Source organism: Streptomyces sp. NPDC028928 (genome assembly GCF_055564915.1).
Window position 1 is genome coordinate 75,280 of sequence record NZ_JBVHVI010000014.1, and the last position, 12,319, is coordinate 87,598.

The window sequence follows — 12,319 nt, forward strand, 5'->3', positions numbered from 1 at the left end:
CACCCGTTTTCGTCCGCCGCCCGGGTGACCGCACCCCCGTACCCTTGACCCCGATGAGACGCCGTACGCCGCCCCCGCCCGCCCCGCTCCCCCAGCGCGACGGGGTCGACCCCGTGCGGGTACGCCTGCCGGCGGACGGGACGTGGGCCACCGTGGGCGAGCATCTGGTGGAACGGCTCACGGGGGCCGGGCCCGGGGTGGTGGAGTCCATGCTCGCCGCGGGGCTGGTCGTCGGGGCCGACGGGCGGGCCGTGGCGCCGGACGCGCCGTACCGGCCGGGGATGTTCGTGTGGTTCCACCGGGAGCTGCCCGCCGAGGTGCCGGTGCCGTTCCCGGTGGAGGTGGTGTACCGGGACGAGCACATCGTGGTGGCCGACAAGCCGCACTTCCTGGCCACGACCCCGCGCGGCTCGCATGTCGCCGAGACCGCGCTGGCCCGGCTCCGGCGTGAGCTGGGCATCCCGACGCTGACGGCGGCGCACCGCCTGGACCGGCTCACCGCCGGGCTGGTGCTGTTCACCGTGCGGCCCGAGGAGCGCGGCGCGTACCAGACGCTGTTCCGGGACCGGCGGGTGCGCAAGGAGTACGAGGCCGTAGCGCCGTACGATCCCGCGCTCGCCCTGCCCCGGACCGTGCGCAGCAGGATCGTGAAGGAGCGCGGGGTGCAGGCCGCCCGGGAGGTCGCGGGCGAGCCGAACGCCGAGACCCGGGTCGAACTGGCCGAGCACCGGGCCGGCCTGGCCCGGTACCGCCTCATCCCGGCAACCGGCCAGACGCACCAGCTACGGGTCCACCTGAGCACACTGGGCATCCCCATCCTCGGCGATCCCCTGTATCCCGAGGTGACTCCCCCGGTACCGCCCGGCGACTTCCGCCGCCCCCTGCAACTCCTCGCCCGCACGCTGGAGTTCACCGACCCGGTCACCGGCACGGCCCACACGTTCACCAGCGCCCGCGACCTGGGGGCGTGGACGTCGTACGACGCCTGGGCCACGGACGGCTAGCCCCAGGCCGCGGTGGTGCTGATCCCCGCTACTCCCCGCGCCACCACGCCAGCAGCCGGCGCCAGAGGCCCCGGGGGCGCAAGGGTTCCGGTGTCGCGGCGGGCGGGGCCGGGGTCGGGGTGGGGGCCGGACGGAGGGTGGGGGGCTTGGGGTCGGTGGGGGGTGCGGGGTCGGTGCTGAGGGTGCCGATCTGCCAGTGAGAGCGCTGCTGCGGGAGGGGCATGGCCTGCGGTGGCAGGTCGACGTCCTGCTGCGGCTTGGGTTCGAAGCGCACCGGCAGCGCCACCAGGTGCCGGGAGGCGATGGACGACCGCCAGCGCAGGTCCTCCTCGGGGCAGTCGAGCTGGATGTCGGACAGCCGCGTGAGCAGCGCGTCGACGCCGACGTCCGCGATGGCGCGGCCGATGTCCTGGCCGGGGCACTCGTGCGGGCCGCCGCCGAAGGCGAGGTGCGCGCGGTTGCCCTGCATGCTCGCGGACAGGTCGGGCCGCACCCGCGGGTCGACGTTGCCCGGCGCGGGCGCGAAGAGCAGCCCGTCGCCCTTGCGGATCTGCTGCCCGCCCAACTCGGTGTCCTGCTTGGCGTAGTAGCCGAAGACGGTGCTGAACGGCGGCTCGTCCCACAGGGACTGCTCGATCGCCTCCGGCACCGTCATCTGCCCGCCGTTGAGCTGGGCGCGGAAGCCCGGCTCGGTGAGGACCATGCGCAGGGCGTTGGCGAGGAGGTTGGCGGTGGCCTCGTAGGCCGCGAAGAGGACGACCCGCAGGTGTTCGCGGACCTCGTCGTCGGTGAGCCCGGCCGGATGGGTGATGAGGTGGCTGGTGAAGTCGTCCTCGGGCCGGGCGCGCCGCCGGGTGGTGAGCCGGCTCAGCGCCTCCATGACGTAGGTGTGGCTCTGGATGGCAGTCTCGGTGCCCTTGAGCGCGTCCCGGGCTGCCTGCACCATCCGGTCGTTGTACTCCTCGGACATGCCGAGGATCTCGCACATCACGGCCATCGGCAGATGCTCGGCGAACTGGGAGACCAGGTCGGCCCGGCCCCGCTCGCAGAAGCTGTTGACCAGGATCTGGGTGTAGCGGCCGATGTGGCGGCGCACACTGCGGTGGTCGATGGTCTCCATGGCCGCGGTGACGGCGCCGCGCAGCCGCTTGTGCTCCTCGCCCTCGGCGTGGGAGCAGATCGGCTGCCAGGCGATGTGCGGCATGAGCGGGTGGTCGGGCTTGACCCTGCCGTCGAGCAGCGGGGTCCAGATCCGGCTGTCGCGGGTGAACTGGGAGGCCTGGCGCACCATCTGCAGGTTCTCGGCGTGGCCGAGGACCACCCACATCGGTACGTCGTCGTGGAGCAGCACGGGTGCCACGGGGCCGTGCTCCTCGCGCAGACGCTCGTAGAGGTCGCCGAGGTCCTCCGCGTCGGGGCCGTAGAGCCGGCGCGGTCTTCCGGTGCCGAGGCCGTGCGCGGGGCAGCCCGGCGGCGGGCCGGAGAGGGTGTCGTGTGTGCCGGTCGGTGAGGGGGATTCAGGCGTCACAGTGGTCGCTCCGGAACGGAAATACGGAAATACGGAAAAAAGGGGGGGCCGGGGTGTCGGGGGGGGCTGCCGGTCAGGTGAGGGCGCCGGACATGGCGAGCGAGTGCAGGAAGCGCATCAGGGTCATCAGCACGTCCTTGCTGGAGGCCCGGCGGCGCACATCGCACTCGATGATCGGGATCTCCGGCGCCAGGTCGAGCGCGGTGCGCAGTTCCTCGACGGGGTAACGGGGCGCGTCCGGGAAGGTGTTGACGGCGACGACGAAGGGCACGCCGCCCTCCTCCAGCCGGCCCATGACGTCGAAGCTGACCTCCAGGCGCCGGGTGTCGACCAGGACGACCGCGCCGAGCGCACCTTCGAACAGGCCGTTCCACAGGAACCAGAAGCGCTCCTGGCCGGGGGTGCCGAAGAGATAGAGCACCAGTTTCTCGGTGATGCTGATGCGGCCGAAGTCCATGGCCACGGTGGTGGCCGTCTTGGAGTCGGAGCCGTAGTTGTCGTCGACGCCGATACCGGCCTGGGTCATGGTTTCCTCGGTCGTCAGCGGTCTGATCTCGCTGACCGAACCGACCATGGTGGTCTTGCCGACGCCGAAGCCGCCCACGATCACGATCTTCACCGCGGCCTGCGTCGTGTGCGGCAGGTGGTCCTCGGTGCGTGGTCCGGGGAGGGTGTCAGAGCCTTTGAAGTCCATGCATCACCGCTTCGAGGATGGAACGGTCGGGGAGCGCCTGGCGGACGATGGGGGCGTGCGCCTGCACCAGTTCGGCCGTGATCAGCTCGGTGATCAGGACGGTCATCGTGCTGAACGGCAGTCGGAGGTAGGCCGACAGCTCCGCCACGGAGAGCGGGGCCTGGCAGAGCCGGAGCACCGCCGTCTGCTCCGGGGTGGCGGAGACCGGTGGCGCGGAGCGCGCCATGATCAAGGTCACCAGATCGAGTTCGGCGCGGGCGCCCTCGCCGGATCCGGTGACGGAGTACAGCCGTTCCGGGATGCTGCCCGGCCGCCGGCCGTCCGCCGCCTCCGCCGCATCCGGCGACGGAGAGTGCGGCGGCTGGGGCGGCTGGTGCTGCTGGTGCGTTTGGTGCTGCTGGTGCGGCGCCGAGGGCTTCGGTGCCGGCGGAGGCTGCGGCCGGCGCCGCGTGCGTCGCGGAGGGGTCATACGGTCTGCCCGTTCCGCCGGGGCGGACTGGTGAGATGCGCGCCGATCCGGACGACGAGGTCGCGCATCATGCCGCTCATCCGCCCCGGTTCGCAGGTCACGTCGGAGAGCACGGCCAGGTAGGCGCCGGGGCCGGCGTTCATGAGGTAGAAGTAGCCGCCCTCGATCTCGAAGACGACGGTCCTCATGTCGCCGGCGTCGGGCAGCTCCTGGATGATGGCACTGGCCAGGCTCTGTACGCCCGCGCAGGCGGCGGCCACCCGGTCGGCGGCGTCGGGGTCGCCGCCGTAGCGGGCGATGCGCAGTCCGTCGGCGGAGAGGACCACGATCATCTCGATGCCCGGCACGCCGTCGTTCAGCTGCTTGAGCATCCAGTCCAGGTTGCCTCGCTGCTGGATCACTTGAGGTCCCCCTCGTCGTCGGCCTCGGTGGCGCCCTCGGTGGCGCCCTCGGCGTAGTCGGCCGAATCGTTGAGCAGATGCAGGTACTTGGTCGGGTGGAGCGTGAAGTCGGTCAGTTCGTGGGTGGGGGTGTCCGGGGGCATGCCCTTGCGCAGGCCGTTCCAGAAGTCCTCCATCCACATGCCCGGCGGCCGTTCCATGAGCTTCTTGCGCTCGGGGTCGATCTCGCGCTCGGGTGCCGGTTCCGGCTTCTTCTGGGACCAGACGGTCGGCCGGCCCTCGCGCTCGGCGCGTTCGATGGCCGCCTTCTCGGCGTACCGCTGGCTGAGCGGCGTCTTCACCCGGCTGCGGCGCTGCGGCAGGCCGCCCGCGGTCCACTCGGTGACCTCGGGGATGTCGTCCTCCAGCGAGATGCTGGAGGAGATCTTGGGGCTGGTGGGGCGGCGCTTCTTGGCCGGGCGCTTGGGGCCCTCGACCGCGTCCGCCGTCGGGATCTGGGCGGCGGCGGCGCCGATGCCGTGGGCCTGCACGGCGCCGACACCGGGCTCGGTGGTCGTCATGACGCGCGGGACGACGAGGATGGCGCGGACCCCGCCGTACGCGGAGGCGCGCAGCGAGACCTCCATGTCGAACCGCTTGCAGAGGCGGCCGACGACGGCGAGGCCGAGGCGCGGGTTCTCGCCGAGGTTGTGCGCGTCCTCGCCGTTCTTGGCGTCCTCGATCATCTGCTCGATGCGGGCGCGGGACTCCTCGCTGAGGCTGACCCCGCAGTCCTCGATCTCGATGACGACGCCCGACTGCACCTCGACGGCGGTGACGTGCACCTTGGTCGTGGGCGGCGAGTAGCGGGTGGCGTTGTCGAGGAGCTCGGCGGCGGCGTGGATGATCGGCTCGACCGAGGTGCCCTTGATGTTGATGTTGACGATCGAGGCGAGGTTGATGCGGCGGTACTCCAGGATGCGCGACATCGCTCCGCGCAGCACGCTGTAGAGGGAGACCGGCTGGGGCCACTGGCGGCCGGGCCGCCCGCCGCCGAGCACGGAGATGGTGTCGGCGAGCCGGCCGATCAGCGAGGTGCCGTGGTCGATGCGCAGCAGGTCGTCGAAGACCTCGGGGTTGCGGCCGTGGTCCTCCTCCATCTCGCGGAGTTCCTGGGCCTGCTGGTGGACGATGGCCTGGACGCGGCGCGCGACGCTCACGAAGGAGCGCTCGGTGGCGTCGCGCATCGAGATCTCCTGGTCGGCGCCGCGCAGCGCGATGCGCACCAGTTCGCGGTAGCCCTCGGGCAGGCCGCGCAGTCCGGGGTCGGCGTCGAAGACGTCGCGCACGACGTTGCGGAGCACCTGGCCGCGGCGCAGCCGGTAGAAGCCGTTGGGCAGGACCTCGGTGGCGAAGCGCTCCATCAGCTCGTTGTGCGCGGCGATCCGCTGTTCCAGATGCGCGGCGTGACGGGCGTGTTCGGCTTTCGCCTCGCGGAGCAGTCGGCCGCGGCGGACGGCCTCCCCGGCCGTGCCGAGGACCAGCAGTACCGCCAGCGCTCCGCACACGCCGACGGCGAGCCGGGCCGAGGGCGGTACCAGGGCGACGGCGGTTCCGGCCGCCGCGGCCATCACTATGGCCGGCGGCAACAGCACGCGCGCATAGGGACGTTCACGGCGACCGGGAGGCTTCTGAACACTCACCATGGATGCCTTCTGAGACGAATCGGCTGGGTGTCGGAGGAGCTTTCGGGGGGAAGGTTCAGGTAACTGTCGGGATCTACTGCATGTTTGGGAACAGGCGCACGAATTGCCTCAACTCGGTGCGCCGCGGGCGAGCTTAGTCCGACCGGATCATCGCCGTGTCATATTCGGCAAGCACCTGAAATCGCCGCCGCAACAGGAGTACGCTCAACTCCTTTTGCACGCTGAGTTTTCGTTCGTACACGAAGAGTATCGCCGTACGGGCGTGCGAATGTCACTCACCGTAAAGAGTGAAAAGGCGACCGGGGCCGCACCTCAGCGGCCCCGGTCGCCGTTTCTTCCGCCGTGGGCGGTCACCCCACCGAGGAGTACGCGACCACACCCCGCAGCAACTGGTCGACCGCCTTGCGCGCGGCCCTGGCCACGGTCGAGCCCTCCGCAGGGGCCGCCGCCGAGATCTGCCCCAGCACATCGATGACCTGCTTGCACCAGCGCACGAAGTCACCGGCCGGCATCTCCGCCTCGCGCAGCACCTCGTCGAGCCCCGTGCCGGACGCCCACATGTACGCGGCCCAGGCGAACCCGAGATCCGGCTCCCGCTGCCCGACGCCCTCGGTCTGTCTGATCCGGAAATCCTCCTCCAGCGCGTCGAGCCGGCCCCAGATCCGGACCATCTCGCCGAGCGCGGCCTTGGCCTTGCCGGAGGGCAGCTTCGGTGCCAGCGCGTCGTCGCCGACCCGTGCCTCGTACACCAACGCCGAGACGCACGCCGCCAGTTCGGCCGGGGAGAGCCCTTCCCAGACCCGCTCGCGCAGGCACTCGCTGGCCAGCAGGTCCAGTTCGCCGTACAGCCGCGCCAGCCGCTTGCCGTGCTCGGTGACCTCGTCCCCGCGCAGGTAGTCCAGCTCGGTCAGCAGGGCCACGATCCGGTCGAAGGTCCGCGCGATCGTGTTGGTACGGCCCTCGATGCGCCGCTCCAGCTGCGAGGTGTCGCGCAGCAGCCGGTGGTAGCGCTCGGCCCAGCGGGCGTGGTCCTCGCGGTCGTTGCAGCCGTGGCAGGGGTGTGCCCGGATCGCCGTCCGCAGCCGGGCGATCTCGCGGTCGTCGGCGGCCTGGGACCGCTTCTTGCGGGCCCGCTCCGGCGGGATGTGCCCGGCCTTGGTGCGCAGCGCGGAGGCGAGGTCCCGGCGGGACTGCGGCGAGCGCGGGTTGAAGGACTTCGGGATCCGCATCCGGTCCAGCGGCTCGACGGGCACCGGGAAGTCCATCGACGCCAGCCGCTTGACCTGCCGTTCGGCGGTGAGCACCAGCGGGCGCGGCCCGTCGTGGTGGTCGAAGCCGCGGTGGCCGCCTGCGCGGCCCGCCGGCAGGCCCGGGTCCAGCACCAGGGCCAGGCCCGCGTACTTGCCGGCGGGGACGTGGATGACGTCGCCGGGCCTGAGCTTCTCCAGGGCGACGGCGGCCTCGGCGCGCCGCTGGTTGGCGCCCTGCCGGGCCAGCTCGGTCTCCCGGTCCTTCAGTTCCCGGCGCAGCCGCGCGTACTCCTCGAAGTCGCCGAGGTGGCAGGTCATGGAGGCCTTGTAGCCGGCCAGCCCCTCCTCGTTGCGCTGCACCTGGCGGGAGATCCCGACGACCGACTTGTCGGCCTGGAACTGCGCGAAGGAGGTCTCCAGCAGCTCGCGCGAGCGGTGCCGGCCGAACTGCTCGACCAGGTTGACCGCCATGTTGTACGACGGCTTGAAGCTGGAGCGCAGCGGGTAGGTGCGCGTGCCCGCCAGGCCGGCGAGGTGCTCGGGGCTCATGCCACGCTGCCAGAGCACGACCGCGTGGCCCTCGATATCGATGCCGCGGCGGCCGGCGCGGCCGGTCAGCTGGGTGTACTCGCCGGGCGTGATGTCGGCGTGCTGCTCGCCGTTCCACTTGACGAGCTTCTCCAGCACCACCGAGCGGGCGGGCATGTTGATGCCGAGCGCGAGGGTCTCGGTGGCGAACACGGCCTTGACCAGGCCGCGGACGAACAGTTCCTCCACGACCTCCTTGAAGGTCGGCAGCATGCCCGCGTGGTGGGCGGCGATGCCGCGCTCCAGGCCCTCCAGCCATTCGTAGTAGCCGAGGACGTGCAGGTCCTCGGGGGCGATGTGGGCGGTGCGCTCCTCGACCAGGGCACGGACCCGGTCCCGCGCCTCCTCGTCATTGAGCCTGAGACCCGCGTACAGGCACTGCTGGACGGCGGCCTCGCAGGCGGCCCGGCTGAAGATGAAGGTGATGGCCGGGAGCAGGCCCTCGGCGTCGAGCCGCTCGATGACCTCGGGACGGCCCGGGGTCCACACCCGCGAGCGCTGTCTGCGCTCGCGCTCGCGGTCGGCCTCGCGCATCGCCCGGCCGCGCCTGCGGTCCTGGTACGACGGCCGGGTGGCCTCCATGCGGGCCAGGCGGACCAGGTCGGGGTTGACGGCCTTCTTGTGGCCCTCGCCCTCCTCGAACAGGTCGTACATCCGGCGTCCGGCGAGCACGTGCTGGAACAGCGGAACGGGCCGGTGCTCGGAGACGATCACCTCGGTGTCGCCACGGACGGTGTCCAGCCAGTCACCGAACTCCTCCGCGTTGGAGACGGTGGCGGAGAGCGAGACCAGGGTCACCGACTCGGGCAGGTGGATGATCACCTCCTCCCAGACGGCGCCACGGAAGCGGTCGGAGAGGTAGTGCACCTCGTCCATGACCACGTAGCCGAGGCCGAGGAGGGTCTGCGAGCCGGCGTAGAGCATGTTCCGCAGGACCTCGGTGGTCATCACGACCACCGGGGCGTCGGAGTTGACGCTGTTGTCGCCGGTGAGCAGGCCCACCTTCGCGGTGCCGTAGCGGCGGCACAGGTCGGCGTACTTCTGGTTCGACAGCGCCTTGATGGGTGTCGTGTAGAAGCACTTCTTGCCCTGCTGCAGGGCGAGGTGGACGGCGAACTCGCCCACGATCGTCTTGCCCGAGCCGGTGGGGGCGGCCACCAGCACGCCCTTCCCCGCTTCGAGTGCCTGGCAGGCCTCGATCTGGAAGGGGTCGAGGCCGAAGTCGTACATCTCGCGGAAGGAGGCGAGTGCGGTGGCCTGCTCGGCTGCCCGCCTGCGGGCTGCCGCGTACCGCTCGGCCGGTGAGAGATCCTCTGTCATCGTACTTTCGAGCGTACCGGGCCCCACTGACAACAGGACGATCATTATCCGGATCGTTGACCGTCCACGGGGCGGCGGAACGGCGGACGCCCCCGCACCTCTTCAGGTGCGGGGGCGTCACGCGCGGCGGCTCGGTGAAGGTCAGGTGACGTCGTCGTAGCCGTTGACCCGGTCGGTGCTCGCCTGCTCGGGCAGGGCCCGGGTGGCCGAGACGGGCTCGATGTCGCCGATGTCCTCGGGGGTGAGGTCCAGCTCGGAGGCCTCGTCGTCGGCGGGGCCCGCGGCCTCGCGGCGGCGTCTGCGCTTGTCGTTGAGCAGGGAGAACGCGACCGCGCCGAAGTACAGCACCCAGATCGGCCCGGCCAGGGCCAGCATCGACAGCGGGTCGGTGCTCGGTGTGGCCACGGCCGCGAAGACCGTGATGCCGAGGATCATGGCCCGCCACCAGCCGAGCATGCGCCGCCCGGTCAGCACCCCGGTGAGGTTGAGCATGATCAGCAGCAGCGGCAGCTCGAAGGAGAGGCCGAAGACGACCACCATGCGGGTGACCAGCTGGAGCAGGTCGTCGAGCGGCAGGAAGTTCCTGATGGACCCGTTCGGCGTGAAGTCGATCAGCACCTTCGCGGTGGTGGGCAGCACCTTGTACGCGAAGAAGGCACCGCCGAAGAACAGCGGGGCGCCGGTGAAGACGAAGGCGTAGGCGTACTTCTTCTCGTGCCGGTGCAGGCCCGGCGCGACGAAGGCCCACAGCTGGTAGAGCCAGATCGGCGAGGCCAGTACGACACCCGCCATCAGGGAGACCTGGAGGGCCAGCGTGAACGGGGCGAGGAGACCGTTGATCGTGATCTCGGCGCACTGGCGCTTGCCGCTGGCCTTCGCCAGCTCCTCGAAGGTCTCCGGGCAACCGATCGAGTCGAGGATGGGCCTCGTCAGGAAGTTGATGATGTCGTTGTAGAAGAAGGCGGCGACCACCGTCACGACGACGATGGCCAGCATGGCCTTCGCGAGCCGGTTGCGGAGCTCACGAAGGTGATCCGCAAGGGGCATCCGCCCCTCGGGATCCTTCTCCTTGTGGCGGGCAGACTTGAGCAACCCACGTCCTCATCTCGTGCGGCAGGCCGGGGGTTTCCGGCCGTGCGTCAGCGCTGGGTGGTGTCCGTCGGCTCGTTGACCGGCCGCGAGCTGGTCACGTCGCCGGGGGCCGCCTGGATGGTGCGCTGGGCCGGGGGCTGCTCGTTGGAGGCGGGCGGCTGGGCGGAGGAGTTGCCGTCTTCCTTCATCGCCTTGGCCTCGCTCTTGAGGATGCGCGCGGACTTGCCGAGCGAGCGGGCCATGTCCGGAAGCTTCTTCGCGCCGAAGAGCAGGATGATGACGACGAGGATGAGAATGATCTCGGGAGCGCCGAGCCTTCCGAACATAAGTCTTTACCTTCTCACCGAGGCGGCTGGGGTGGGGTGCTGTCCGACCAGTCGGACATGTGTCCGATGGTCGTGCTGACAGCGATCGTAACGCTCAGGGGTAAACGTGAGGCAATCCCCGTGCGTACTCCCGGTCCGCGGTGCGGGCCTCGTTCTCCGCACCGCGACCAGCAGCGTACCTGTCCCGCGGGGCAGCATGACAGGGCGAAGTGACGCAAAGCGCTTGCCCCGCCGGACTCACAGGCACCGCTCGGCGTGGCTCACAGGGCGTCCACGGCGCGGGTCGCGCCCACGGCCGCCCGCTCCAGGTCCTCGGCTGCCCGGTTGATACGGCGCGCGGAGTCCGCCACCTGCTGCCCCAGGCGCCGCGCCTCCAGGAACACCCGGACGGCGAGCACGCCGAGGACGGCGAGACCCAGGAAACCCACGGCTACCGCGAACATCGGCCAGAACATGACGTCGAGACTAGACCGTCCGCCGCCGTGGACCGCAGCCGGCTACACCGTGGAGTGCAGCCGCAGGGTCCTCACCCCGCCGCCGGTGAGCAGCTCGACGATCCGTTCCCCGGCGGGTTTGCGGACCGCGGCGCCGCAGTCGGGGCAGGTGAAGGAGTAGAAGGTGGTCCGGCTGGTGGCGCCGATGGCGAGGCGCAGGGCGCTCGCGGCGAGCTCGAAGCGGCCCCGGCAGTCGGGGCAGCCGGCGCGGAACACCACCGGGACCGCTCTGCGCATCCCGGCGAAGGCGGTCGCCACCGTCATCTCCTGCGGACGCTCGCTCACAGGCCTCGCTCCTCTTCTCTGGTCCGCCGGGCGCGCCGCCAAGAGTGCCGCGTGGTGCCGTCTCGCGTCCGCGGCGCCGTGGCGGCTGGTCGCGCCCCACGCGGCGGAGCCGCACATCCAGGAGCCGCACATCCGATACGGCCCCGCACCTCTCCCCGCAGCTCTTCGGGGCACCTCACCGCCCGGAGTGTGGCTCCGCCGTGTCGTACGCCGCCAGTGCCTCCGCCGCCGCTCTCCGGGCGCTGTCGGCCAGCTCCGGCGGCGAGACGATCCGGCCGTCGCGGCCGAGCCGGAGGGCGAGCCGGCGCAGGGAGGCCGGGTCGGGGGTGCGCAGAGTGATACGCAGCCCGCCGTCGGGAAGCTCATCGGCGCTGTCGTGCGGGTAGTACTCGGCGACCCAGCGGCCGCCGGGGCCGACCTCGACCACGACCTCCGGGTCCTCGGCGGCCGGCTGCACCAGTCCCTCGGAGAGGTCGCGCAGTTCTATCTCGGGCGGGGCCGAGGGCTCGTCGAGGATGCGGATCTCGGCGACCCGGTCGAGCCGGAAGGTGCGCCGGGCCTCGGAGCGGCGGCACCAGGCCTCCACATAGGTGTGGCCGACGCTGACCAGCCGGATCGGGTCGATCTCCCGCTCGGTGACCTCGTCGCGGGCCGGGGAGTAGTAGCGGATCCACAGCCGGCGGCGCTCGGAGATCGCCCGGTCGACGTCGGCGAAGACACCGCCCTCGGACTCGAAGGTCACCGACAGGCGGGAGCTGGCGCCGGCGGCCTCGCCGGCCGCGGTCTCCACCTTGGCGGTGGCCCGCAGCAGCGCCTGGCGGTCGCTCTCCCTGAGCCCGGGCAGGGTCGAGACCGCGCGGGCGGCGACCAGCAGCGCGGTGGCCTCGTCGGCGGCGAGCCGGAGCGGTTCGGCCGCCTCCTCGCCGAGCGCGGCCGGATTGTGCCACCAGATGCGCTCGCCGTCGGTGTCGATGTCGAGCAGGTCGCCGCCGCGGAAGCTGGTGCCGCACATGGGCAGCAGGTCGAGGTCGGCGACCAGCTCGTCCTCGGTGATGCCGAAGGCGCGCGCGACGTCGGCGATCCGGGCGCCGGGGCGCTCTCTCAGATACGTCACCAGGGAGAGCATCCGCCGGGTCTGGTCGATGGCGTTGACGGTCCTGGCCGGTTTGACTGCCACTGTTCC

12 protein-coding genes are annotated in these 12,319 nt (G+C 71.3%); 1 reads left to right on the plus strand and 11 read right to left on the minus strand.

Going from position 1 to position 12,319, the window contains the following annotated elements; genetic code table 11:
* Positions 1–53 precede the first annotated feature (53 nt).
* Entirely contained in the window at positions 54–1,004 is a 951-nt protein-coding gene (locus ACZ4U1_RS30555) for an RluA family pseudouridine synthase (RefSeq protein ID WP_467907390.1), read from the plus strand.
* A gap of 28 nt (positions 1,005–1,032) precedes the next feature.
* Here the strand turns inward: ACZ4U1_RS30555 and ACZ4U1_RS30560 are convergent, their stop codons facing one another.
* The 11 genes from ACZ4U1_RS30560 to ACZ4U1_RS30610 form a co-directional block, all read right to left on the minus strand.
* Complete coding sequence (locus ACZ4U1_RS30560; protein ID WP_467907391.1) at positions 1,033–2,532, minus strand: cytochrome P450; 1,500 nt, start codon at positions 2,530–2,532, stop codon at positions 1,033–1,035.
* Between the two features lie 73 nt (positions 2,533–2,605).
* Positions 2,606–3,226, minus strand: a complete 621-nt coding sequence (locus ACZ4U1_RS30565; RefSeq protein WP_467907392.1) for a GTP-binding protein — start codon at positions 3,224–3,226, stop codon at positions 2,606–2,608.
* The gene (locus tag ACZ4U1_RS30570; protein ID WP_467907393.1) at positions 3,207–3,695 is read right to left on the minus strand and encodes a DUF742 domain-containing protein; all 489 of its coding nucleotides are present in this window, start codon (positions 3,693–3,695) and stop codon (positions 3,207–3,209) included. Before ACZ4U1_RS30570 ends, ACZ4U1_RS30565 begins: the two co-directional genes overlap by 20 nt.
* Entirely contained in the window at positions 3,692–4,096 is a 405-nt protein-coding gene (locus ACZ4U1_RS30575) for a roadblock/LC7 domain-containing protein (RefSeq protein ID WP_467907394.1), read from the minus strand. The genes ACZ4U1_RS30570 and ACZ4U1_RS30575 overlap by 4 nt, the downstream gene beginning before the upstream one ends.
* Positions 4,093–5,781: a sensor histidine kinase gene (locus tag ACZ4U1_RS30580; protein WP_467907395.1), complete on the minus strand. Its 1,689-nt coding sequence runs from the start codon at positions 5,779–5,781 to the stop codon at positions 4,093–4,095. The genes ACZ4U1_RS30575 and ACZ4U1_RS30580 overlap by 4 nt, the downstream gene beginning before the upstream one ends.
* 350 nt (positions 5,782–6,131) lie before the next feature.
* Complete coding sequence (locus ACZ4U1_RS30585) at positions 6,132–8,984, minus strand: DEAD/DEAH box helicase (protein WP_467907396.1); 2,853 nt, start codon at positions 8,982–8,984, stop codon at positions 6,132–6,134.
* A gap of 96 nt (positions 8,985–9,080) precedes the next feature.
* A complete protein-coding gene (gene tatC, locus ACZ4U1_RS30590) occupies positions 9,081–10,031 on the minus strand; it encodes a twin-arginine translocase subunit TatC (protein ID WP_467907397.1) in 951 nt (316 codons plus the stop codon).
* A gap of 47 nt (positions 10,032–10,078) precedes the next feature.
* Positions 10,079–10,357, minus strand: a complete 279-nt coding sequence (tatA, locus tag ACZ4U1_RS30595; RefSeq protein ID WP_467907398.1) for a Sec-independent protein translocase subunit TatA — start codon at positions 10,355–10,357, stop codon at positions 10,079–10,081.
* A 260-nt stretch (positions 10,358–10,617) separates the two neighbouring features.
* On the minus strand, positions 10,618–10,812 hold the full coding sequence (locus ACZ4U1_RS30600) for a hypothetical protein (protein WP_467907399.1): 195 nt from the start codon (positions 10,810–10,812) through the stop codon (positions 10,618–10,620).
* Positions 10,813–10,854: 42 nt separating this feature from the next.
* Positions 10,855–11,115 carry a hypothetical protein gene (locus tag ACZ4U1_RS30605; protein ID WP_467907556.1) on the minus strand — a complete coding sequence of 87 codons (261 nt, stop codon included), beginning with the start codon at positions 11,113–11,115 and terminating at the stop codon, positions 10,855–10,857.
* 196 nt (positions 11,116–11,311) lie between these two features.
* On the minus strand, positions 11,312–12,313 hold the full coding sequence (locus ACZ4U1_RS30610) for a helix-turn-helix transcriptional regulator (protein ID WP_467907400.1): 1,002 nt from the start codon (positions 12,311–12,313) through the stop codon (positions 11,312–11,314).
* Between the last annotated feature and the right edge of the window lie 6 nt (positions 12,314–12,319).

Excerpts from the sequence above, each read along its gene's own strand:
- ACZ4U1_RS30555 (WP_467907390.1), top strand. The coding sequence starts at position 54 with ATGAGACGCCGTACGCCGCCCCCGCCCGCCCCGCTCCCCCAGCGCGAC.
- ACZ4U1_RS30565 (WP_467907392.1), bottom strand. The coding sequence starts at position 3,226 with ATGGACTTCAAAGGCTCTGACACCCTCCCCGGACCACGCACCGAGGAC.
- ACZ4U1_RS30570 (WP_467907393.1), bottom strand. The coding sequence starts at position 3,695 with ATGACCCCTCCGCGACGCACGCGGCGCCGGCCGCAGCCTCCGCCGGCA.
- ACZ4U1_RS30580 (WP_467907395.1), bottom strand. The coding sequence starts at position 5,781 with ATGGTGAGTGTTCAGAAGCCTCCCGGTCGCCGTGAACGTCCCTATGCG.
- ACZ4U1_RS30585 (WP_467907396.1), bottom strand. The coding sequence starts at position 8,984 with ATGATCGTCCTGTTGTCAGTGGGGCCCGGTACGCTCGAAAGTACGATG.
- tatA (WP_467907398.1), bottom strand. The coding sequence starts at position 10,357 with ATGTTCGGAAGGCTCGGCGCTCCCGAGATCATTCTCATCCTCGTCGTC.
- ACZ4U1_RS30600 (WP_467907399.1), bottom strand. The coding sequence starts at position 10,812 with ATGTTCTGGCCGATGTTCGCGGTAGCCGTGGGTTTCCTGGGTCTCGCC.
- ACZ4U1_RS30605 (WP_467907556.1), bottom strand. The coding sequence starts at position 11,115 with ATGACGGTGGCGACCGCCTTCGCCGGGATGCGCAGAGCGGTCCCGGTG.